This window comes from Serratia sp. MMO-28 (assembly GCF_037199905.1).
Lineage (GTDB): Bacteria > Pseudomonadota > Gammaproteobacteria > Enterobacterales > Enterobacteriaceae > Chania > Chania oryzae.
Genome location: NZ_JBBCVB010000011.1, coordinates 135840 through 155842, shown reverse-complemented (window position 1 = coordinate 155842; position 20003 = coordinate 135840). Strand labels below are relative to the sequence as shown.

Below are 20003 nucleotides of genomic sequence, written 5' to 3'. Positions count from 1 at the left end.
CTGACATTACGTTTCTCCGGGCGTAAAAAAACCCGCATTAAGCGGGCCTGATTGAGGGGGATTAGGTTACTGCTGATCTTCGGCGTAGATCCCTGCGGAAATAATCGCCCCACCAATCCGGCGCTTACCGTAAAGAATTGGCACTGGGTTGCCCTGGGCGATAGTATTCACCGGGCCGCCGAAGGCATAAGACGGTTTATTGTCTGGGCTTTCTCGCATTGCCAGCCCGCCCTGCATGGGTGACAGCATCTGTACAACACCACCCAACATCATTGACGCGCCGGACATATATAGATATGGCGATGCTGCTGCAAACGGTGTAAAACTAGCCACAAACCCAGCCACTACAAGCACTGCACCGAGAATTGTTTGAAATACCCCACCCTGTTTGCTGCCGATGATAACCGGTGCGATCCTGATATCGTCACTACCGGAGAACTCCAGTTCATCACGACCAATATTGCGTTTGCCATTAAAAACAGCAAAGGTTAAGCCGCGATCTTTGGCAGTTTGCAGGAATCGTTCAAAGCCGGGAATAGTGACTGACAGAGCCTTAATAGCTTCCTGTGGTGTAGAAACAACCAGCTTATGAACCCGGCCAAATGTCGCGCCGAGTACGCCGTAGAGTCTGACCATTCTATATTCGTGTATTGTGGCTGTCATATCTTCTCCAATAAAAAACCCGCTCAAAAGGCGGGTGTGATTATTTATAAATTCTCAATTACAAGCTTGACGGCTTTATATCCAGCTCAGCATCAGCACCGGTATAAATCCGAAACACCTTTTGCTGTCCTTTTTTTATCACTACCTCTCTCTCCTGTCTGGATTTGCCACTATTGCATAATCCAGCTCCCTCAAATGCTGCACCTAGCATCAGCTCTCCTGGAGATACGTAAAATGCTGCTTTTTCTTTTGATTCAAGATTAGCGACGCGTTGACCATTGATATAAGCCGTTATCAAACAAGCTGAACCAACAACTCCACCATCCCTAATTATGGTAATTTCAGCACTGTCAGTTTTTGGTGATTGAAATAAAAATACTCTATCTGCTGGTGCTGTTTTGGCGTCACTTAAGGGCACTGGCGATGATGCGCACCCAGATAAAATAGCTGTAGCCACAAGGGCAAAAAGTAACTTCCGCATTCTGTTATCCCTCTTATTGTCGAATCAAGATGATAGCAGATCGGCATTATAGCGTAGCGTGATAATCGTTCGATCCTGCCAATATCCACCATATGGCACACGCTGACTGAGTTGGCCGTACATATGGTGAATCATCACCCCATCGCCAACATAAACCCCGGCGTGGTTTGGTTCGTCTGCCCTCACCTGCATAATGATTACGTCACCGATCTGCAGGTCACCGGCCGCTGGCACAAAACCAGCTTCAGCATAGTGCTGCATGTAGAGGTTTTCGCCCCGGTTCCACCACCCATCTGATCGCTCGAAGTTCGGCAGCGTTACGCCCCGCTCGAGCTGGTACCAGTCGCGGATGATCGCGTAGCAATCCCAGAAGCCGTGAACGAACGGCCTGCCAAGCAATGGCTTAATGCCTTCAGTTGGGGTGATCGTCCTGACATCCCCCTCCGGCCAACTCACGATTACCCACGGCAGTTGTGACGCATCACACTGAGCAAGATCAAGCTGGCTCGGCTGGGTGGTTGCGTCCGGGTGGCTGTGAACGATCGCAACGATTGTGCCTATGTCCTCGGCTGCGGCGTAGTCCTCTGGGTGCATGCTGAATTGCTCAGTCGGCGCTGGCGCGGTATTGCGGCAGCGGTGGTACTGCTGGCGTTTGCCGACTTGCACTACCAGACCGCAACACTCTGCCGGATAAGACTCGGCGGCATGCGCCAGCGCGGCGGTAATGATGTGTTTTCGCATAGCTACCTCTTCAACAGTGACGAACCAACAAAACCGCCGTGCGGCAGCGGGTTTCCTTTGCCGAACCGGGGCTCGCAACCGGTGGACACCAGGCCCGAACAGGCATCCTTTGAAGGGTCGTCAACCGGGTTGCCGTCGATATCGAAATACCTGGTGCCGGTGTAGCCACACGATGCACTGCGATACTGTCCGCGGATGCACCATGTGCATAAACCATGAATCTGCCGGGTCGGGATCATGATGCCCTGCAGATCAGCCGGTGAGGACAGCGCAAACTGGATCACGGTGTTGGTACCGGTCAATTTGCGATCGATATACCAGACGTCGATTTTTTCCTGAGTCGGATCAGCGCTGGGATTGCCCTCGGGAAAGTTTCGAGCGTCAAGATAGTGCGCATAGGTATCGCGGATCGTGACCTTGAATAGCGCCAAATTCTGGTATGCCAAACACATAGAGCCGACAGTACCGTCGATGTTGCCGACCGATAGCGTCGGGCTCGGTGCGGTACCGTCGCTGGTTACCTCGAGCCCTTCAATCTGTACCGGCCACGGCTTGTATTCTCGACCGCCCCACCAGATCGATTTCGCTGGTAGCTTTGCCGGAACATCACCGGCCTTTTCCAATTCTTCGGGTGTGTACGGGATAGCATGGCTGTGAAAATACAGCTCAGGCCCGCCGAACTGGCTCCCGTCCACTTCGAACAGGCGCACTTTACTCCCAGGCTCTAAAACCTGGTGATCAGTTTTGATAGACATGATTATTTCCTACGGATGGAATGCGGTTTCGAATGTGGCCGCAAGCTGGAACATGAGTTTACCGCGTGAATTTTTCCCTAATGCGGTGATCTGGTACGTTTTGCAGGTGTACAGCCCTGGCTCAAGGCTTGGACTGGTCCACTTGAAAGCCTTATACCCGGCGTGCCGCTTGAAGAAATCCCTGATCTCGATGGTGATCTGCTCGTTGTTGGTAAATGTTAACTGCCAGCTTTGAGACTCATTATTAAGTCCGTCGCCAACACGTTGCTTATACCCGTCACCGAATTGCACTTCACGAACGCGGAAAGTGTAATCGCCAACAGGGTTAACGCGGGCGCAGTAATTGAATGTTTCCAGTACCAAAATCTCGCCTCCCGGTTAGAATAAAAAACCCACCTAAATGGTGGGCTTGGGTTGGAGCTAAGTTATAAATGACCTTATTCAATAACTTTTCTTAATTTCTCTTTTGCAGTATTAATCATTAATCCTTCGATTTCTCGCAATGGCAAATCCTTATCACAATCGATCTTTACAAAAACCCTAGCATCAATACCAGGTTCATCCTCATCAAGCGTGAAATTGACTGTGCCCAATACACCCTTCCCATTCATATTATCGAACGCTGTTATATCTTCTACTTCTATTCTCATATACTCTCCAATGAATATTAACCTTAACGCCTTCCCTTTATTGCCGTACTTAACATCCTACCCTGACCAGTTTCTTTCTGCAGCAAAGCTTTAAACCGCTGATCAACAAACTGCGCAAGTTCGTTACCAAACTGCTCCATACCTGGCGGGGTAGATACCGTGCTCTGCCCATCGTTGTTGATGGTAATGTTGAATACCGGCGTGGCACTGCCGGTACCCTCACGCATTGCTGGGGGCGGGCTTGCTGATGTTGATCTGATATCCAGAGATCGCTCAAGGGCGCTGGTTGGTGCTGAATAAGCCGTTGCCACATCCCAGATCGTTGAATCTGGCCTACTGTCAGGAATGGATGCACTGAGCCAATTTGCGACAGTAGATAGCGTCTGCATAATGCCGTTAGCTGTCGTTGCCATTGCTGCTAATTGCTCCTGGCCTTGCGGGGTGCCTTGCACTGAGTGATCAACTTGACCAACAGCCCGGACACCCAACGAACCATCAGCGGCGCGGGTCAGTGGCATGATGGCCTCCGGCCCGGCCTCACCCATAATCCCCGCACCTTTAGCAAAGGCAAACATAGTGGGACTACTGACGATCTGGCCGCTGTACTGACTCAAGTCCGGCGATGAATAAACGCCACCCTTCGCGTTAAGTACATACGATGACCAACTGGTGCTTATACCCATCGCACCAGTACTGGCTGAACCGGCAGCACCAGCGACCCCAGATGCAGCACCACCAATCCCTCCCATCAATCCACCAGCAACACCGGTGATGGTCTGCATAACCGTACTGGTAATCAGCGCCTGCGCAGCCATATCGAGCAGATTATTGATGACTGACTGAGTGAGCGATGAGAACAGATTGGACATGGATTCCTTCCAGTCCTGCGTGCCCGTCAACAAGCCGGTGAGCATGTTCTTTGCCCGTTCCGTTGTTGCCTGGAACAGATCAACACTCATCTTCTGCATGTCGCCTTGGCTGGCATACAGTTGCAGTGACGCCTGATAACGCTGCTCCATCGATTCGCGATCAGATGCAGCCAGAAGCTGGTTAGCGCGTTCCTGCGAAACCACGCCAGCGGCGGCATAGCTCTCGATCAGCGCATGCCGCTTCGCCAGTTGGTTCTCAAGGTTTTGGATGGGATCGACATTACCGGCCAGCTCAGCGGCACCGGAGACAGCGTAACGCTGAGCGGCCTCGGCCTTGGCTTGTAAATAGGCGGTGTCAATATCCTGTTTACGGCGGGCGATATCCTCCGCGCCCTTGATCTCGCCGTCAGCAATCTGGCGCTGTAGCTGCTCGTTGGCTTTTCGCTGAGTTTCGGCAGCGGCGCGGTAGGGGTCATTGGCGATCGCTGCGTTGTGATCTTCCCATCGCTGTTTGGCCTCGGCCAGCGCCTTATTCATCTGGATGAGTTCGGCACGTTGAGCGGCAGTCCATTTTGTTCCAGCCTCAAGGGAGGCGGAGAACAATGCCGCCGCTGCGTCGCCATCTTTCAGGCGAACAGCTTCAACCTGAATTTCCTTATTCAGATTGGCTATTTTCTGGTGAAATTCATTAGCGACGGTGCCAGACTTCTTGGTGCCTTCGGTAAATTTCTTGGCGGCTTCTGTATTGTCCTGAATTTGTGATTGAAGCTGCACCCACTCTTTAACCCCTTGCAAGCCTGGGGCAACATCAATCTTCCCGCCTGATGCCACGATTTTTTGTATCTGCGGTGCAAGTTCCTCTGCCCTGTCTCCAACCGCAGCGTAAGCCCCACGTAACAGTTCGGCTTCTTTTGTTGCCCCCTTGGCTGCCAGTTTTGAAACATCGAGCGCAAGCTTGGCGCTAGTTAACTGCTTGGAAAAATCGATATTAAGTGAAGCAGCAAGCCCATTATTTGCAGCGGTGGCCTCATTCGTAACACCAATAATTTCTCGCAGCTTCTCGGTTAACCCCTCAACCTTCACTTTTCCATCAACATAAGCACTGGCGAGTGCCTGAAGCCCCTGCCGCTGCTCCTCTGACATGTTGGTTGCTTTGGCAAACTCATCAAAATTAGCCTGCATGTACCCCTGCAGGTTTTTAATGCCGCCAGCACTCCCCTCGACCTCACGCAGGGAAGCAATAAACCGATCGAGTGATTGCTGATTTTCTGGGGCGATCACTAGCTCCATGCTGCCGAACGCGTTTGGCATTAGCGTTTTTGGAAGTGCGCCAGTGGCATATATTTTAATGGCATCAATGGATTTGCGGATCTCTGCGTCAGCGTTCGCAATATCGTTTTTAAGACTGTCGGTAAATGCCCTGCGCTGCACATCCCCCAGAGCACGAAACTTTTTAGTCAACTCATCGACCGGCAGCCCCATATCAATCAAGCCCTGAGATGCCTCCTTTGAGTTATCGCGCAAGAGCAGGAATCCAGCCGCTGCAGATACGGCCATCATCGCAAGCCCTGGCAGACCGCCGACAGCAGAAAGCAATCCGGCACCCACGCGGCCAGCAATATTTGTGACGGCATTTAATCGGGTTTGGGCAATGGTGACGCCATTGATTGCCGCCTCTTCAGCTTTCCTTGCCTGTACAAGCGCCAGCGCCGCAGTCCTTTGCTTGTCTGTGCCAGTTGCAGCGTCTAGCGCCGCCTGCGCCGCACGGCGTTCAATCGTTGCCTTATATTGTGCTGCCTGGGCTGACTGATATTGCGCGTCAGCAAAGCCTATTTGCTCCCTTTGCGCCTTCAGTAAATCTTGTGCGGCACCGGTCGCACTAACACCAATAGATGCAAGATACTTCGCTGCGCCACCTGCAGCTAACGCTGCACCACCGGCCGCCAGCACATCCATATGATCAGCAGCAAATGAGATCGCCCCCGATAGAGCCTGCGTGGCCCCGCTGGATGCGTTCGTGTCACTGATGTAGGTTTTAAAGTGGTTGTTCAGTTTTGTAATGGCGTCGCCGACAGTCGTCGGCATGGCCTCTGCCAGCTCAGCGTTACGCTGCCGGGCGGCGATCGTCGCTTTGGCGAACGTATCCATAGACAGCTTGCCGTTGGCGGCCATGCTTTTTACTGCGGTTTCCGTAGTACCGAGATAGCGGGCAATGTCGCCGATAACCGTCGGCATAACTTCCATGACCGTGTTCCATTCCTGGCCGGATACTTTGCCGGTAACCATCGATTTAGACAGCGCATCGATCGCGCTCTTACCCTTCTCGGCGCTGGCGGCGTTAATGGTCAACGAGCTGGAAATGGAGTCGATAAAGTCGATGGTACCCTTAGTGCTGTAGCCCAGCTCCTTCATTGCGGTTGAACTGCGAATATACAGCTCGGCCTGCTCATCGATATTTTTATAGGTGCGGTCGCTGATCTCAAGTAGCCGAGACTGAACAGAACGAAATTCCTCCACCGAGCCGGTAGCCATCTTGATGCGGGATTGGTATTGGCCCCACTGGTCAGCGGCATTAATAATATTGCCAACGGCAAACAGACCGACAAATACACTGGCCATGCTGGCGGCAGCGGTTTTAACAGAGGTCAGTTGGCCGTTGAGATCGGCCAGTGCGCGTTGGCTTTGGCGGGTAGCAGCCTCAGCCTTGCGGTTGCCCTGCTCCATCGTTTTATAATACTCGCCCCCCATGCGTGAGGCACGGGCTATCTCAGTCTGATAAGAGCTTGAGTTAGCCGATATTTTAATGATTAGCTCACGCAGCGAAGCCATAATTCACCTATAAAAAAACCCGCGCAGTGGCGGGCTGTTGATTAACACTTGCTTTCTTGCCAGAGTAAATGAGTTCATTTATGGCAAAATTAATCTTAGGAAATTACCACAATGAATATAAAGCATTCACTCACGTCGTTGCTCTGACTTTCTAGTTAAATAATCATCAAGAATTGCAGACATTATTTTCAACTGCTTTTCTTGACTTTCGTTAATGCTCTTTAACTCCATGATTATTTGCTTAGCCATAACTGCATATCTAATTACGAAAAAGGTAATAAACGATAAAATTAAAAAATACAAAATTGCAATCACAAACCCACTTGAATCTCCGTAATACATATAATTCCCTTTCTTTAATTAAGTGTGAGAGTATCGTAGCAGAGAATAACTGCTTGGCAAAACTCTACCAACTTAATGCTTACTCGTAGCGCATTAAATTAATCAGCCAGAGCCCCCAGGAATCCCTCAAGCTCAGAGGTGTCCTCTGTATCTTCTTCCTCTGGCCCACTCCAGCGCAGCAACATGTCGGGAATGCTTATCGGGTCTTTGGTGCGCTGAGAATTGAACGCGGCAGCCGAGATCTGCGCGGCGTGATAGTCGCTGCGCTCATCGCCGATCGGGCTGATCTTGTTGAATTCCATCCAGAGGCGAAGCTCACTGACGCTCATGGTCTGGCGCAACTCGCCCAGGGTTTTACCCAGGCGAAGCGCCAGCTTCATCATGAACTGGGTTTCTGGCTCTCTGACTTTTTTTCAGCATCTTCCTGCGTGGTGCTCAGTGCGATCGCCTGCTTGAGCAGTCGGGCATGCACCGGCCCGTAGAACGCCACTACCTGATCCAGATCACCAGGTTTGAAAACAGGCTGATGATCTTCATCAAGCAGAACATCAATAAAGATTGCCGCATCGGCACGGATGCTGCGTTGCGTCTCTTCGGTGATCGACAGCTTCAGGGGTTCCTTGCCTTCCTCCGGTTCCGGTGGCGTCAGTATTTCACGCCAGCGCCCCCAGCTTTCTTGAGAGGGCTCGCGCAAAATCACTGTAGCCCCCTCCCATTCCTCTACCGTTACCGTTTTGGTACGAAAGCCTGCAAGCGGTGCTGAGACCAACGCCTTAAGGTTCAGTTTTTTTCCTGCCATGGGTTATGTTCCTTACACTGTGACAGTCACGACGCACGTCGCAGTTTTCGCGCCGTCCGTGGTCTTAACGGTGATCGTTGAGGTACCAACGGCCAGCCCGGTGATAACGCCCGCTGCGGTAACCATGGCGTTTGCCGGAGTTGACGATGTCCAGGTCACAGCCTTGTTTGTTGCTGTTGCCGGTGCGATCGTCGGGGTTAGGGTAAGGCTTTCACCCAGTCTCAATGTTGCCGTTGTCTTATCCAGCAGCACGCCGGTTACCGGGATAGTCACCGCAAAGATTCTGATGGGTTTGCCGATGATGCGCAGCGTGAAAGAGGCGGCTACCACGCCAGATGTAGCAACGTTCCAACTGTTCTGGCGTACCTCTGCAAGATAAGCGAACCCATTACCAGACGGGAAAATCACACGAACGGCGCGGCGGGTGTCCGTTTCGTAAGCTGCCATCAACGAATCTTGAGCATCATCGTAGGCGCTCCAGTTTTTGTTGATGGTCATTTCAGCAGGTGCAGCGAGCCCGTTGGTCATCTCCTTTTCAGTGGAGCACAGGGTGGTCACTTCGATATCGTCCTTCTGGCCGCCGGTGTAACTGAGCTCTTTGGCTGAGCACGATGTAGAGAGCCAGGTAATGCCTGCCGGGTTGGCCTCGCTGGCTTCGGTAGCGGAAATGCTCACCACCGTGCCTTGTGTTTTTTCGAACTTGCTTGTCATGAGTATTCTCCAGACATTAAAAAACCCGCACGCGGCGGGTTAGGATCAAGATGGGTTAAAGGTTATTGCCACACTTTGAATTCAAGCGAGGCGCGGAAAAGGCCGGTATCGGGTTCATGGCCACTGAACAGGTGGATTTCTGCCGGAGACAGAACAGCGATCGCCTGCTCAGCTTTGGCTCGGAGTTCTTTGGCCTGGTCAATGCTGCTGGCGTACACGTCGATCTGCGCCAGGTAGGCGGTTTCTGCGGTACCGCAAAACACATCGGCACGGTTTTCATCGGGCACCGTGTAGACGATCCACGGTGGTTTTACCGCTGGCATTCCCTCCGGGGTCAGCTTGACAACATAAGGGTAAGCCTGCCCGCCGACCAACGGTTTTAGCAGCGGGTTGAGATCAGCCTCGGTCATTTTGATAGCACCTTGTCGATCGCTTCGTTGGCTTTCGCGAACGCCGCTGCCGCTGCATCATCCTGCCGAGCGTCGAACGCCGGGCGAATGAATGGGACGGCGGGCATCTGCGATGTACCCAGCTCAACAAAGCGCCAGTAGAAGGAGTTGTTGCGATTTTCTGCCTTGCCCGCACTGCGAACATGGACGCCTGCGACCGCGCCGCCATCACTGGCGCGTTGGTTAATCACAACGATGTTGCGCTTCAGCTTGCCTGTATCCTCTGGCGCAAGCTCCCGAGCCTCGTCGCGAAATACCGTGGCCGCCGCCCGAGTTGCCTGCCGTAGTACATTGCGGCTTTCGGCCTTACTCAATACCTCCAGATCCTTGGAGATGTCGAGTAACCCGGAAAAATCCAGCTTGGTATTGATCATAGTTTTACCCCGCTTTTACAGAGCAGCTCCAGGCGCGTCAGGCGCACATCCGGTAACGCTGCCACAATGTCATAGACCAACCCGCGAAAGAGCATACGTGAAGAGCTGGAAACGTCATCACGAAAGCGCAACCAGACACGCACAGTTGCCTCTGAATGTTCCGCGCCTGACGCCATTAACTCCCGGCCACTGATAGCCTTCACCTCGGCGGGGATCGGCTTTATCGATGCATCCACCCACACCGCCATTTCACCGCCCGAGGGAAGCTCTACCGTTTCGAAGTTCTGGATCATGATGCGATGCCTAAAGCGCCCTGGCTCCATTACGATCCCTCCCCTGTTTCGCTTTCTTCCACCTTCGCGCCGCGCCAATTGCGGCACAACCACATCAGGTTTTCGGCGGCGGAATTGGTGTATAACTGCACTTCGCTTTGCCCGGTGCGATGCTCAAACAGATCAGCAAAAACCAGCAGCATTGCAGAAACTACAGGAGAAGGAATATCACCCGCCTTTACCCAGCGCGGGTCATCACACCAGCGCAAACAGTAATCCAATGCAGCCTGGGCATAACGGGTGATCACCGCGTCGCGATCGTCGCTGTCAAACTCGATGTGTTGGCGTAACTCTTCGACCGGTACAACATCAGTGACTTTAATCGCCATAACATCAGGGCGGGATTACCCGCCCCCTCCGCGTTACTTGGTTGGTGCCGGGAAGGTGCCTTTGATCAGCGCTTGCGGGCGATAGTGCGCCAACGCCAGACGCTCTTCACACAGGATGGTCAGCATGTTTTTCACGAAGTTGTCGCGGTCTTCGCGACTCACTTCGATCGTGGCATCCATGCGATCCCACACCTGAGAGGCCAGATCAAAACCACCCACAGTGAAAGTACTTTGAGCCTGTGCTCTGGTTGGTACTACCGGCAAGCCCCACATGATGTTACTTGTGAAGGCCTGCGGGCCACCGAAGATATACCGGCCTTCGTTATCCTTCAGCAAGGCGATGTTATGCCAGTCACGCGGGTTCAGAATGATGCCAGATGCACTAAATTCTGATTCAGTTACCTGGAAGATGGCATGAGCAATCATGTCTGCCCGCGTATCCCCGGTGGCATTCAGCGTGGTGTCATACGCCGTTGCAACGGCGTTGATGCCAGTAAGGTTGTCGCCAGTACCGTCACCGTTCAGCAGTTGGTTTTCCTCCACCAGCGCCAGACCATAAAGCAGGCGAGTATTGACGTAAGATTGCAACATTGGTGCATCATCCATCACCTGGCGGGATGCCTGGATCCAATGGGCAATGGTTTTCACGTTGGTTGTTTCTTTCGAGAATGTCAGATCAGATTCTGGTTTTTGGGCCTTTTCCTTTACTGGAGCGGCATTATTGGTGAAGACTTTTTCACGCACATATTCAAGCGAATTGGTAGAGATGCGCCCCTGCGCCAACAGGTCACGAATCACAAGCCGACGTAAACCAGGGGCCAGAATACCCGGCAGGCGCATCGGCTCAATCAACGTACCGGCTGAAGCCGCATCACTTCCGAGCGATTTGTTGAAGGTTTTGGCCTCAAACGTCCCCTTGCTACCGTTCCATGACTTGGTAAGTTCTTCGGCTGCACGTTCTGAAAAATCTTTTTTGATGGAGGGATCATCCGCACCATCAGCCCCTTTCTGCTCAAGGTCAAATAAGCGCTGGCCGGATTTTTTCAGCTCTTCCTGAACCTTGACCAGATCGTCCTGTAATGATTTGGAAACGCGGCCCGTTTCTTCGATCTCTTTTTTCTGAGCGTCGAAAAGCTGGGTCATGTTCTTCTGTGATTCTTCGATGGCTTTCTGAATTTGTGCTAATTCGGACATATTATTTACCTAAAGTTTGAGGGAAAGAACTGATGCGCTCGATGAGAGCAGATATTTCTGTTTTGTTCTCGTCACTGTCGGACTCACTCCGAATAGCTGATTTGAACCGGGCAATAAGCCCCACGGCCTGTGACTTGCTTAAACCCACTGAATCCCTCAGCCAGTTCTCAACGTCACGAATCGTTTCGATACCATCGATGCTTTTCATCGCTGATACTCCGGCCAGCTCGTTAGCCGGGAAGGTGCACACGCTGATTTCGCGCAGTGCGGAGATATTCTTGAAAATGCGCCCGCCATTGGTCGCCAGTGAGTAATCGTCTTTGGTTACTGAAAACCCGACCGACATTCCCTCTACCGTGCCGTGCTGCATGGCGGCCTTCAGGTCACTGGCTCCGCTATGTCCGGGTGTCAGTTGTCCACGGACAAACAGCCCTTTGGTGTCCTCCTGCAAGGCGTCCCATTTGCCCACGGGTAATTCCCACGCTCGATGGTTGAAGAACATGGCAACCCTGCGGGTCTGTTTCTCCAGGGTGTTCTTGAACGCACCCGACAGGATCACGTCACCGTCTGAATCGACATTGCCAAAAACAGATGCATAGCCCTCAAAAATCCCTTGCGTACCGTCGCCGGTAAATTTGATTTCTGTCTCTTCGAAAGAGAGGGTTTTCTTAATTTCAGTCATGGATCCCCCATAAAAACTAAACCCCGCTTTCGCGGGGCTGCTTGCCTAACTCAGTGAGAGGAACGTTTTGTGATTGCCGCGTGGCAACATCGCCCCCAGGTAATGGCGGGTAGTTGTCCAACCGGCGCATTTCGTTGATGGTGCGCAGGCCAGAATCCCCCATGGCTTTCATGAAGGCAGCGCGAGAGGTCGAATCACCACGCAGCAAGCCATCCAGGTTGTGTTCGGCATGGTAGATGCCCAGGTCAGCCGGTTTGACTATCCAGCGTTGAATGCATTGCTCCCAGCGGGTGATATACGGCTGTAGGGTGTACTGCAGGAACCCCATATTCTGCTGTTCAATACCCGTTCCCCATGATGTCGATTTCTCAACATCCCCCACCAGGTGAGGGGGTACCCCAAAGAATCGCGCCAACTCACTGACCTGAAACTTGCGTGAGGCCATGGTTTCGGCATCCTGGGGGCTTACGCCGATATCATGCGCTTCGAAATTCGCCTCAAGTATCCACAGGCGCTTTTTAACCGGCCCGCCCGCTATCTCCTTGAAGTTTTCCTCCACCTGGTCGCGCTGCTCTTTTGTCATCACGCGATCGCCAACCGAAAGGATTTTCGGAGACTTGGCACCATTGGCGTAGAAATCACGCTGCTGGTCTTCCATCGCTACGGCAACCCCGCCTGATTTGGCAGCGTGAGCGATCGGCGACAGGCCTACCAGCCCATTAAAGCCGAAGCCTTTCAGGTGGAATATTTCGCTTTTCTTGAATTTGGCATATTCGCTATCGCGCCTGTACTTGTAGATGATCTGCTTACCTTCCAGCCGAACATCCATATTGGCTGACAGTAACGGGATCAAGCTGATCACGTCCCCGCTGCTATTCCGTTCAATCAATGCATACGCATTCCCGTAGAAACACAGCTGCATCGTCATAGCCTCGCGGAATTCCTGCGCGGTCATGTACTGATTGGGGGAAAAGCGCAGCAACCGAGCAAGGGGATTGTCCAGGCCGACCTTCGTCCGGTTGTCACTTTTGTCTGTCTCGAATACGTCCAGCGGCAGGCATGAGGTCAGCGTAGAAATCAGGCTGACACAACGCCAGACAGTAGAGATCTGCAAAATGCGCTCGTCAGTGATAACGGAATCACCTAGCGTACCTCCCGCTGACACCGGGCCTGTTTGCGAACCCTGATCCGGAGTAACCAGGCGTCCACCGACGAACCACGACGCAGCCAGCGCCCACCAACCGTTATTCGTTCGCAGGTCGATACTGTAATTAGTTTTATCTGCCATCACATGCTCAACGGTTTTGATAAGAAATCATCGAAGTCGCCACCAGGTTCTACGGCTTCGCCATTTGCTGCGCCCATTGCCATGGTGAGTGCCACCATTCCATCGATTCGCCCGGTCGCTTTCGACTTATCGAGTTTTCTGTTTGAGGCTGCATCCTTGATTACGACCGCATTACCGGCGCACATAGTCAACACCGGGTGCATACCATGCCTGACACGCCCGTTTAGCATTGCTGCTTCCAGCGTATCCAGAGCCGGGGCCATATCTTTGAAACCCTGCCCGAACGGCACCCACGGCAGCGCCAATCCAATCAGATCAGCCTCTTTTTTCAGTAGGTCAATGCGCCAGCGGTCAAAGGCAATAGCGGCAATATCGAAATCACTGATGATTTCCGCAATGTCACGGATCACCACGGCATAATCGACAAACGATCCCGGTGTGGTTTTCAGAACGCCCTGCTTTGCCCACACGTCATAAGGCACACGGTCGGTTTTCGCCCTGTCACGCATGGTTTTCTCTGGCGTCCAGAAATAGGGGTAAATATTCCACCAGCCATCTGCTGACTGACCCGCAATAACGAATGCGGTTAAATCTTTGCTTGCCGACAAATCTAGCCCGGCATAGCACTGACCGGTAATGGCCTGCGGAGCTTCGCGGCATGACTCCCACACGTTGCGAGACATAAACGGCGATACGGTAGAAACACGCTGGTTCAGGTTCAAATTTCGGAAGGTGTTCTCAAAGCTGGGCATTCGCCCGGCCATTTCCGCCATCCTCTCCATATCGCGAAGAGATCGGAAGGTGCCCAACGCCGGATTTGCAGCGGCCCATGCTTCCCGATCATCTAGTTCGGCATCTTTCGGTGCCTCGTAAACGTGGGAAACAATGTGCGGATCCTTTGAATTCTCCGCGTCATCCAGCCAGATGCTGAACAAGTCAGCATCGTTCGCAGCCTGCGTGCTGATTGCGATAAGGAGCGGAGTTTCATGCGCACCCTGTGCCGTGACAATCGCATCAACAAAAGCCGATTGCGGCCCGACGATTTGCCCTACCTCATCAAGAATGGCAAGCAAAGGAGAAAGGCCGTGTGTCGTCTTTCCCTCTGCGGCCAAAGCTTTGTATTTAACGTTACACGGCAGGCCCAACAGCTTTTTGCCGCTTGGGATGATATGAACAATGTCCTGCAATTCGGGGTTAAGTCCTATCATCTTTACGGCCAGATCGAACACAACCGCCGCCTGTTCCTGGCTCATTGCACCGCTGACGATCTGCGAGTTTTGCACCGCCTCCGGGCCTACCAGGTGCGCTAAAAGGATTCCCGCAATCAATCCGGTTTTACCGTTCTTTCGCGCTATGCTGAGATAGGCTTTATCCGTTCCGTGGGGGTTGTCATAGATGGCCAGCAGAAATATCTTCTGAAATTCGTCAAGCAACATCGGCTGCCCGATCAGTTTGCCCTCTGGCACGATGCAATAGCGCTCAATGAACGCTATCACGCGCTCACCTCGCGTCATGCTTTACTCCTAGCCGTGTTTTGGAAATGCGATCAGATTGCCATCATCTGCCTGGTGCTTACCGGCTGTCCGGCGAGCATCTGCGTCGTTTTTATTACGGTTTTTCTGGTCACGGCTTTCACCGTTGGTGGCGTGGGAATGGATTTGCAGATCACGGCGCTGCGCCAGAATGGTGCGCTGCAACTCGACAATCTGCTTTCGGTAATCTTTGATCAGCGATTCGTTACGTTCCTCACCGCGCTGCCGCTCTTCCTTCTTTAGCGCCTTACGGAGGTCGATCGCGTAAAGCTGATTATTTGCCAGTTCGGCGGCGGCCAGCAGGTCAGCCGGTGTCCAACTGTCGAGGGCTTTCGATCTGATATTGTCATGCCAGAAAGGTTCAGCTTTTTTATCCAGGCCAGCATGTACCGGTGGTGGAATGGTGTCCTCACTGGCATTTTTCATGGCCTGAACCGCCGCCGTCGAGCTGTCGGAGCGAGTTCGTTTTTGCACCATTGGGTTTACCTAAAACTGAAAAAATCGGGTTAGCGTTAAAATAAGGGGATGCGAGCGGTCATTTAGGGAAAAACATTTAAAGTTTTACCCCTCCCCCTCACCTTTATTTATTTCGATTAGCGGGTTTTCTTCGACAAATGCGGTACGTTTACTGTTTCCAATAAAGGTAATATCCAATATGGGAAATTTGCCGCTGCTTTCATCATGCAAAGTAAATGCCCTGATGCTGCCAGGTGATATTTTTTCACCATCTATTACCAATGATTCAAACCGACCATTGCGGTATTTAATATCTAAGTCTTTCATGTTTTATTCCAATGTGAGTTAGGATCGAGCGGCAGCCCGTTAGCATCGCAACCTATCACCGTGCCGCTCTTCTCCATTCGTTGCTTGGTTGCACTGTGATGGGATGTGCATAACACCTGCCAGTTCTTTGGATCCCAGAACAGCTTTTGTGCTTTTGCTATCGCTATACGGTTACCTGACTTCAGCGCTTCTTTGAGGCGGTGCGGGATGATGTGATCAACTACGTTACCGGCAACCGTTCGTCCCTGCTCAGTGCACATCTTGCAGAGGGGATGCTGTTGCAAGAAGACGCGCCGTGCCTTGTCCCATTTGCTGCCATATATGCGTGGCTCTTTCATTGCACGACCTTGGCGCCTCATGGACACTCTATCATTAGCAATAAAAAAACCCGCCGTAGCGGGTTCCATCAGTTTTTACTGCGAGAATCGGGCGGGTTTCCCGATCTTTTCCTCATCTTATACTCAGTTTCAGATAGAAACTCACTGGGAGCATTATTGAAACCACAGTCCTCGCAGATGTAATCACCTGTCCAGCCACCTCTTTGCTTATCCTTGACCACAGAAGAAGAACCACATTCAGGGCAATGCTTCATAAATCCTCCTCATTAATACATGTTAGAGGATTATACAATAGCCTGAGCGGTCGGTGGTGGTGTGGCGGCAACCGCGCTTACGGCATGCGAGTAGGCATAGCCTTAACACTTCATGAAGAGTTGGCCGTTTTCAATTTTGAATGGCTGACTCAGTTCGGCAATGCGTTTTAGCTGGGCCTCGATCTTATCGAGATCAGTACTATCGACGCTGACTGACATACTGATGGCGTAATGCTTTGCTGACTTAACATCAGCAGCAACTGTGCCAGCAAACAACCCGCTTTCTTTTTTGGCTTCAGGCTTTCGCATACCTTCAACTGAAATGCTGGCAGGGAAATATTCAGGGATACCATTCACCATGATGCGGCGGCCGCATGCATCATATCGAGCCGAGCCTGCTGGGTTGCTCACCTCATAACCATCAGCATTGATAGTTACCGATAGGTTTTGCATAACGTCTTTAAGTGATAGATGTTTCACTGGAGTTCTCCAAATGGAAAAGCCCCGGACAATGCCGAGGCTCTTGGTTGTATACATAAAAACGTTACTTAAGAAAAATCGTACTATCCTTTATGTCACAGGAAATTCATCACACGCAATAAAGGTGTAGTTTATGGACTTTCTTTTGTTAGCCGCATGTCCTATTTTGCTAATACTCTCCATATTTTCATTCTTTATGCACTGGAAACAGTGCGCCAGAAGGAAACTGACTTGCACACATAGATAAGAGTGGCGACGCCAAGGGCATTATCGATGGCGCTCATTGAGTGCCATCTGTAATGCCTTCAGTCCAGTTGTAGAACTCCATGATCTTCTGAACCCGAGTAAGCGATCAGGCCGCTATAGCCCGGCACAATCTCCCCGTCATCCGCTTGAAATTCAGGAATATCGCCGTGGCAAATGGTGTATGACGGCTGCCCCTCGTCATTAGCAAAATCAGCCAACTGCTTGATCTGTTCTTTAGTCAGTACAATATTTTTCATTGGTTTCTCTCTTTGGTTAATTTCCACTTAATTAGCCCATCAATACGTGAGGCGCATACATCAAGCTCGTTCTGACTTACCTGTAGCGCCATCACCGCATCACCGAAGGTTTCCCCGGTGAACGGTGTCTGCTCACAATGCTGGAGTAACGCTGCTGGCGGGTACACGTAAATCAGTTGCGGGGCTGGCTGCGGTTTCGGTTTCTCTGCGCAAGATACGGCGAACATCATCAGGCAACCGCTGATTGCTGCAGCCGTTATTCTCCAACGCACGGCGCAACGTTTTGTTTTCAGCATCGGCCTTTACCCTCTTCTGCTGTTCAATTTTGAGCTGTTCCTCAGTGGCGCGGCGGTCAGCACTGGCGGCATCTTTCAATGCACTGATGGTCCCGTCACGGCTTTCTACTGCGGCAGCCAGCGTTTTGTTTTCCTGCCAGGCATTATCCAAATCGTCTGACAGCGAAGACGCATACCAACCGAGACAGATGGCTACCAACAGCAGGCTGATTAATCCGTATTTACTCATGCTGGCATTTCCACGTGAGGCGCATCTAAAAACTTGGCTGGGGTGTCACGCGGGTTATCCGTCCAGGTAATACCGAATCGCAGTGGAACACCCAGCTCTTTGCCAGCCTGGTGCATGGCATCAAGCACCGGTAGCCAGCATTTATAGTCGTTCCAATTCCCACCAACGGGAAAGAGATCCACCGCGTGCCCGGTAAGATGGCGACTGGCCATCGTCTTGCTTGCGCCTGCGGCTACCAACTGCTTTTGCCGTTCCACCGTGCGCTTACCTTCGATCACTGAAAAATCGACGGTCGAGAGCTCAAGCGCCCGGCGTACCACTTTGACCAGGGCGGGGTTTACGCCAACGAGATTGCCCTCGCTGCGCTGGCTGAATCTGAAATTAGGCATCGCTACCTCTCCTTACTTTGAACAACTGCACGACATTGCCCTTAGCCCGCAGCACCATGACGCAGAGCACCGCATTGATGAACAACTCCGCCGGATCGGTGGTGCCTTCGTATGCACCCATGGCGATACGGATCGTCACAGAACCAGTGGCCAGAATTAAGCAGTAGGCTAACCAGGCCGCCCATTGAACATGCGCCCCACCATCGCGGCGGAACGTCAGAAGGCGGATGGCAATCACCGCGCAGACGACAGCGTTGATTAACGTTTCGGGATCATGAGTTACCATCGCTGCCCCCTTTCTTTTTGAGGAATCCGCCACCGCTGTTGATCATCATCAGCAGGCGAATGACACAACCGGCGGCCAGTAATGCGCCAGCGGCATCAGCACCCCGGTCGTAACCGGCTGGAAGGAAATCGACAATCCATGCCGCTGCTGGCTTGTACATCGTCAACCCGGCCGTAAAGCTGCCGATCGCCAGAATCACCCTAGAACGGATGCCGTACTCCGAGGCGGAAACAACAAACAGGATCGCGCCAGCAAAAGCGCCTAACACAACATCTGCAGGCAACCCGGCAAAGAACGTCATGATCGCAACCCCTGTTACTGCTCCGCCTGCTACGGTTGTTGTTGTGGTAACAGGCTCTGCCATTTTTGCTCCTTTGTTCGCCGTCCAGCGAACGCCGGGCGTTAGATATGAAAAAAGCCACGCAATGGCGCAGCCCGGTTTAGCATCTATATAATTTTTTTGTTTTTAGCGTGTGATTTTTTATTCCCTGTCTAAAATAAGAGAGTAACCATATGCTGATACATAGTTATCCATGCTTTTCCCCGGGCCTGACCGGGGATTTTTTTGCGTTTCATTGGGGTTGTGTGGGCAATGTGGAATTGTCCATCAGGGCAAGTCTCCAGCAAGGTTTGTTAGAATCGCCCCCCTTATAACCATGCACGCAGGACGGTGCGGACCAACTTTGTAGCAGCCTTGGTATGGTTTACATGTTTATTTTGGAACAAATATAGAATTGATATATTCCCGGACAGGAATCAAACCAAAAGGAAGAGTGTCGTAATATGTCGGAAAAAGCTCTTAATGAATTACGTAATAACTTGTCTAGACAAGAAGAGGTAATTGAACACCTACTGGTTCGCTCTGAAATTTCACTTCAAGTTCTCTCAGCAGTTTTACACAAGCGTGATATACATCTTGATGCGTTGAAACTGCAAATTGAACAATTTAAATGCAACTCATCACATGTCAGGCCTGATATTCTTGAGATAGAAAAACGAAGATTAATCAAAGTATTATAGAATTGATTCTAATGCGTGATATATCTTCTTCACCCCGCCCCCCCATCAACATGGGGGTTAATGGTAATACTTGCATCTCATGCTGTGAAGTTACTATCTATTTCGTATCTTCTTACTACTTCCTAAGCAACTAACTGCGGCTTAACGATAAGACGTGCCACCGTTTCATGCGTAGCGAACGTGCAACTGCAATTAACGTTGCGGCACTGGTGATAGCGCTCTTTGGTTTCCTTGCTCAGATAGCGACTTGAGCGAGTGTGCGCCGTGTGGCCGCATAGAGGGCAATGCATCATTTTTCATCTCCCTATAAACGCAAAAAGCCCCACCATTGCTGGCAGAGCTTCAATGTTTTATTTATCGTGGTGTGTTTTGGATGCTTCCTTCCACAATCTTAAGGCTACACGC

31 protein-coding genes and 1 pseudogene are annotated in these 20003 nt (G+C 51.7%); 1 reads left to right on the top strand and 31 read right to left on the bottom strand.

Features of this window, described 5'->3' with window-relative positions:
• Window positions 1-66: 66 nt before the first annotated feature.
• From WG891_RS12205 to WG891_RS12065, 30 genes and pseudogenes are all read right to left on the bottom strand, one after another.
• Entirely contained in the window at window positions 67-663 is a 597-nt protein-coding gene (locus WG891_RS12205) for a tail assembly protein (RefSeq protein ID WP_337262966.1), read from the bottom strand.
• A 58-nt stretch (window positions 664-721) separates the two neighbouring features.
• A complete protein-coding gene (locus tag WG891_RS12200) occupies window positions 722-1144 on the bottom strand; it encodes a membrane lipoprotein lipid attachment site-containing protein (protein ID WP_337262965.1) in 423 nt (140 codons plus the stop codon).
• Window positions 1145-1168: 24 nt separating this feature from the next.
• The gene (locus WG891_RS12195; protein WP_337262964.1) at window positions 1169-1885 is read right to left on the bottom strand and encodes a C40 family peptidase; all 717 of its coding nucleotides are present in this window, start codon (window positions 1883-1885) and stop codon (window positions 1169-1171) included.
• A 2-nt stretch (window positions 1886-1887) separates the two neighbouring features.
• Window positions 1888-2640: a phage minor tail protein L gene (locus tag WG891_RS12190; RefSeq protein WP_337262963.1), complete on the bottom strand. Its 753-nt coding sequence runs from the start codon at window positions 2638-2640 to the stop codon at window positions 1888-1890.
• A 9-nt stretch (window positions 2641-2649) separates the two neighbouring features.
• Window positions 2650-3003: a phage tail protein gene (locus tag WG891_RS12185; RefSeq protein WP_337262962.1), complete on the bottom strand. Its 354-nt coding sequence runs from the start codon at window positions 3001-3003 to the stop codon at window positions 2650-2652.
• A gap of 74 nt (window positions 3004-3077) precedes the next feature.
• Complete coding sequence (locus tag WG891_RS12180; RefSeq protein ID WP_337262961.1) at window positions 3078-3290, bottom strand: hypothetical protein; 213 nt, start codon at window positions 3288-3290, stop codon at window positions 3078-3080.
• A gap of 23 nt (window positions 3291-3313) precedes the next feature.
• Complete coding sequence (locus WG891_RS12175) at window positions 3314-6988, bottom strand: tape measure protein (protein WP_337262960.1); 3675 nt, start codon at window positions 6986-6988, stop codon at window positions 3314-3316.
• Between the two features lie 126 nt (window positions 6989-7114).
• Window positions 7115-7330, bottom strand: coding sequence for a hypothetical protein (locus WG891_RS12170; protein ID WP_337262959.1), 216 nt, complete (start codon window positions 7328-7330; stop codon window positions 7115-7117).
• Between the two features lie 98 nt (window positions 7331-7428).
• A complete protein-coding gene (locus WG891_RS12165; RefSeq protein WP_337262972.1) occupies window positions 7429-7710 on the bottom strand; it encodes a phage tail assembly protein T in 282 nt (93 codons plus the stop codon).
• On the bottom strand, window positions 7710-8129 hold the full coding sequence (locus tag WG891_RS12160) for a phage tail assembly chaperone (protein WP_337262958.1): 420 nt from the start codon (window positions 8127-8129) through the stop codon (window positions 7710-7712). The genes WG891_RS12165 and WG891_RS12160 overlap by 1 nt, the downstream gene beginning before the upstream one ends.
• 12 nt (window positions 8130-8141) lie before the next feature.
• Window positions 8142-8381, bottom strand: a complete 240-nt coding sequence (locus tag WG891_RS12155; RefSeq protein WP_337262971.1) for an Ig-like domain-containing protein — start codon at window positions 8379-8381, stop codon at window positions 8142-8144.
• Between the two features lie 21 nt (window positions 8382-8402).
• Window positions 8403-8840 (bottom strand): annotated as a pseudogene (locus WG891_RS12150) (phage tail tube protein); the annotation flags it as partial.
• Between the two features lie 62 nt (window positions 8841-8902).
• Entirely contained in the window at window positions 8903-9250 is a 348-nt protein-coding gene (gene gp17, locus WG891_RS12145) for a tail completion protein gp17 (RefSeq protein ID WP_337262957.1), read from the bottom strand.
• Window positions 9247-9663 carry an HK97-gp10 family putative phage morphogenesis protein gene (locus tag WG891_RS12140; RefSeq protein WP_337262956.1) on the bottom strand — a complete coding sequence of 139 codons (417 nt, stop codon included), beginning with the start codon at window positions 9661-9663 and terminating at the stop codon, window positions 9247-9249. The genes gp17 and WG891_RS12140 overlap by 4 nt, the downstream gene beginning before the upstream one ends.
• Window positions 9660-9986: a phage head closure protein gene (locus tag WG891_RS12135; RefSeq protein ID WP_337262955.1), complete on the bottom strand. Its 327-nt coding sequence runs from the start codon at window positions 9984-9986 to the stop codon at window positions 9660-9662. Before WG891_RS12135 ends, WG891_RS12140 begins: the two co-directional genes overlap by 4 nt.
• On the bottom strand, window positions 9986-10324 hold the full coding sequence (locus WG891_RS12130; protein WP_337262954.1) for a head-tail connector protein: 339 nt from the start codon (window positions 10322-10324) through the stop codon (window positions 9986-9988). The genes WG891_RS12135 and WG891_RS12130 overlap by 1 nt, the downstream gene beginning before the upstream one ends.
• 33 nt (window positions 10325-10357) lie before the next feature.
• Window positions 10358-11518 (bottom strand): phage major capsid protein, encoded by a 1161-nt coding sequence (locus tag WG891_RS12125; protein WP_337262953.1) that lies wholly within the window; start codon window positions 11516-11518, stop codon window positions 10358-10360.
• Between the two features lies 1 nt (window position 11519).
• Window positions 11520-12200: an HK97 family phage prohead protease gene (locus tag WG891_RS12120; protein ID WP_337262952.1), complete on the bottom strand. Its 681-nt coding sequence runs from the start codon at window positions 12198-12200 to the stop codon at window positions 11520-11522.
• Between the two features lie 16 nt (window positions 12201-12216).
• Window positions 12217-13488, bottom strand: a complete 1272-nt coding sequence (locus WG891_RS12115; protein WP_337262951.1) for a phage portal protein — start codon at window positions 13486-13488, stop codon at window positions 12217-12219.
• Entirely contained in the window at window positions 13488-15002 is a 1515-nt protein-coding gene (locus tag WG891_RS12110) for a terminase large subunit (RefSeq protein ID WP_337262950.1), read from the bottom strand. The genes WG891_RS12115 and WG891_RS12110 overlap by 1 nt, the downstream gene beginning before the upstream one ends.
• A 9-nt stretch (window positions 15003-15011) precedes the next feature.
• The gene (locus WG891_RS12105) at window positions 15012-15497 is read right to left on the bottom strand and encodes a terminase (RefSeq protein WP_337262949.1); all 486 of its coding nucleotides are present in this window, start codon (window positions 15495-15497) and stop codon (window positions 15012-15014) included.
• 84 nt (window positions 15498-15581) lie between these two features.
• On the bottom strand, window positions 15582-15803 hold the full coding sequence (locus WG891_RS12100) for a hypothetical protein (RefSeq protein ID WP_337262948.1): 222 nt from the start codon (window positions 15801-15803) through the stop codon (window positions 15582-15584).
• A complete protein-coding gene (locus WG891_RS12095) occupies window positions 15800-16141 on the bottom strand; it encodes an HNH endonuclease signature motif containing protein (RefSeq protein WP_337262947.1) in 342 nt (113 codons plus the stop codon). The genes WG891_RS12100 and WG891_RS12095 overlap by 4 nt, the downstream gene beginning before the upstream one ends.
• Window positions 16142-16497: 356 nt before the next feature.
• Window positions 16498-16875: a hypothetical protein gene (locus WG891_RS12090; protein WP_337262946.1), complete on the bottom strand. Its 378-nt coding sequence runs from the start codon at window positions 16873-16875 to the stop codon at window positions 16498-16500.
• A 305-nt stretch (window positions 16876-17180) separates the two neighbouring features.
• Window positions 17181-17378, bottom strand: coding sequence for a hypothetical protein (locus WG891_RS12085; RefSeq protein ID WP_337262945.1), 198 nt, complete (start codon window positions 17376-17378; stop codon window positions 17181-17183).
• Window positions 17375-17605 (bottom strand): Rz1-like lysis system protein LysC, encoded by a 231-nt coding sequence (lysC, locus tag WG891_RS27040; RefSeq protein ID WP_443006494.1) that lies wholly within the window; start codon window positions 17603-17605, stop codon window positions 17375-17377. Before lysC ends, WG891_RS12085 begins: the two co-directional genes overlap by 4 nt.
• Window positions 17511-17903, bottom strand: coding sequence for a DUF2570 family protein (locus WG891_RS12080; protein ID WP_337262944.1), 393 nt, complete (start codon window positions 17901-17903; stop codon window positions 17511-17513). Before WG891_RS12080 ends, lysC begins: the two co-directional genes overlap by 95 nt.
• Window positions 17900-18292, bottom strand: coding sequence for a M15 family metallopeptidase (locus WG891_RS12075; protein WP_337262943.1), 393 nt, complete (start codon window positions 18290-18292; stop codon window positions 17900-17902). Before WG891_RS12075 ends, WG891_RS12080 begins: the two co-directional genes overlap by 4 nt.
• Window positions 18285-18578 carry a phage holin family protein gene (locus WG891_RS12070; protein ID WP_337262942.1) on the bottom strand — a complete coding sequence of 98 codons (294 nt, stop codon included), beginning with the start codon at window positions 18576-18578 and terminating at the stop codon, window positions 18285-18287. Before WG891_RS12070 ends, WG891_RS12075 begins: the two co-directional genes overlap by 8 nt.
• The gene (locus WG891_RS12065; protein WP_072010893.1) at window positions 18565-18942 is read right to left on the bottom strand and encodes a putative holin; all 378 of its coding nucleotides are present in this window, start codon (window positions 18940-18942) and stop codon (window positions 18565-18567) included. Before WG891_RS12065 ends, WG891_RS12070 begins: the two co-directional genes overlap by 14 nt.
• A gap of 419 nt (window positions 18943-19361) precedes the next feature.
• Between WG891_RS12065 and WG891_RS12060 the strand changes: the two genes are divergently transcribed.
• Window positions 19362-19598, top strand: a complete 237-nt coding sequence (locus WG891_RS12060; RefSeq protein ID WP_337262941.1) for a hypothetical protein — start codon at window positions 19362-19364, stop codon at window positions 19596-19598.
• A gap of 122 nt (window positions 19599-19720) precedes the next feature.
• Here WG891_RS12060 and WG891_RS12055 read toward each other — a convergent pair whose 3' ends face one another.
• Window positions 19721-19891 (bottom strand): ogr/Delta-like zinc finger family protein, encoded by a 171-nt coding sequence (locus WG891_RS12055; RefSeq protein WP_337262940.1) that lies wholly within the window; start codon window positions 19889-19891, stop codon window positions 19721-19723.
• Window positions 19892-20003 lie beyond the last annotated feature (112 nt).

Bases quoted from the DNA above. Each gene is read 5' to 3' on its own strand.
- WG891_RS12165 (WP_337262972.1), bottom strand. From the start codon at position 7,710: ATGAAGCTGGCGCTTCGCCTGGGTAAAACCCTGGGCGAGTTGCGCCAG.
- lysC (WP_443006494.1), bottom strand. From the start codon at position 17,605: ATGTTCGCCGTATCTTGCGCAGAGAAACCGAAACCGCAGCCAGCCCCG.
- WG891_RS12120 (WP_337262952.1), bottom strand. From the start codon at position 12,200: ATGACTGAAATTAAGAAAACCCTCTCTTTCGAAGAGACAGAAATCAAA.
- WG891_RS12140 (WP_337262956.1), bottom strand. From the start codon at position 9,663: ATGATCAATACCAAGCTGGATTTTTCCGGGTTACTCGACATCTCCAAG.
- WG891_RS12195 (WP_337262964.1), bottom strand. From the start codon at position 1,885: ATGCGAAAACACATCATTACCGCCGCGCTGGCGCATGCCGCCGAGTCT.
- WG891_RS12135 (WP_337262955.1), bottom strand. From the start codon at position 9,986: ATGGAGCCAGGGCGCTTTAGGCATCGCATCATGATCCAGAACTTCGAA.
- WG891_RS12125 (WP_337262953.1), bottom strand. From the start codon at position 11,518: ATGTCCGAATTAGCACAAATTCAGAAAGCCATCGAAGAATCACAGAAG.
- WG891_RS12100 (WP_337262948.1), bottom strand. From the start codon at position 15,803: ATGAAAGACTTAGATATTAAATACCGCAATGGTCGGTTTGAATCATTG.
- WG891_RS12060 (WP_337262941.1), top strand. From the start codon at position 19,362: ATGTCGGAAAAAGCTCTTAATGAATTACGTAATAACTTGTCTAGACAA.
- WG891_RS12115 (WP_337262951.1), bottom strand. From the start codon at position 13,488: ATGGCAGATAAAACTAATTACAGTATCGACCTGCGAACGAATAACGGT.
- gp17 (WP_337262957.1), bottom strand. From the start codon at position 9,250: ATGACCGAGGCTGATCTCAACCCGCTGCTAAAACCGTTGGTCGGCGGG.
- WG891_RS12095 (WP_337262947.1), bottom strand. From the start codon at position 16,141: ATGAAAGAGCCACGCATATATGGCAGCAAATGGGACAAGGCACGGCGC.
- WG891_RS12170 (WP_337262959.1), bottom strand. From the start codon at position 7,330: ATGTATTACGGAGATTCAAGTGGGTTTGTGATTGCAATTTTGTATTTT.
- WG891_RS12080 (WP_337262944.1), bottom strand. From the start codon at position 17,903: ATGAGTAAATACGGATTAATCAGCCTGCTGTTGGTAGCCATCTGTCTC.
- WG891_RS12075 (WP_337262943.1), bottom strand. From the start codon at position 18,292: ATGCCTAATTTCAGATTCAGCCAGCGCAGCGAGGGCAATCTCGTTGGC.
- WG891_RS12085 (WP_337262945.1), bottom strand. From the start codon at position 17,378: ATGAAAAATATTGTACTGACTAAAGAACAGATCAAGCAGTTGGCTGAT.
- WG891_RS12070 (WP_337262942.1), bottom strand. From the start codon at position 18,578: ATGGTAACTCATGATCCCGAAACGTTAATCAACGCTGTCGTCTGCGCG.
- WG891_RS12190 (WP_337262963.1), bottom strand. From the start codon at position 2,640: ATGTCTATCAAAACTGATCACCAGGTTTTAGAGCCTGGGAGTAAAGTG.
- WG891_RS12200 (WP_337262965.1), bottom strand. From the start codon at position 1,144: ATGCGGAAGTTACTTTTTGCCCTTGTGGCTACAGCTATTTTATCTGGG.
- WG891_RS12205 (WP_337262966.1), bottom strand. From the start codon at position 663: ATGACAGCCACAATACACGAATATAGAATGGTCAGACTCTACGGCGTA.
- WG891_RS12180 (WP_337262961.1), bottom strand. From the start codon at position 3,290: ATGAGAATAGAAGTAGAAGATATAACAGCGTTCGATAATATGAATGGG.
- WG891_RS12065 (WP_072010893.1), bottom strand. From the start codon at position 18,942: ATGGCAGAGCCTGTTACCACAACAACAACCGTAGCAGGCGGAGCAGTA.
- WG891_RS12130 (WP_337262954.1), bottom strand. From the start codon at position 10,324: ATGGCGATTAAAGTCACTGATGTTGTACCGGTCGAAGAGTTACGCCAA.
- WG891_RS12175 (WP_337262960.1), bottom strand. From the start codon at position 6,988: ATGGCTTCGCTGCGTGAGCTAATCATTAAAATATCGGCTAACTCAAGC.
- WG891_RS12055 (WP_337262940.1), bottom strand. From the start codon at position 19,891: ATGATGCATTGCCCTCTATGCGGCCACACGGCGCACACTCGCTCAAGT.
- WG891_RS12105 (WP_337262949.1), bottom strand. From the start codon at position 15,497: ATGGTGCAAAAACGAACTCGCTCCGACAGCTCGACGGCGGCGGTTCAG.
- WG891_RS12160 (WP_337262958.1), bottom strand. From the start codon at position 8,129: ATGGCAGGAAAAAAACTGAACCTTAAGGCGTTGGTCTCAGCACCGCTT.
- WG891_RS12110 (WP_337262950.1), bottom strand. From the start codon at position 15,002: ATGACGCGAGGTGAGCGCGTGATAGCGTTCATTGAGCGCTATTGCATC.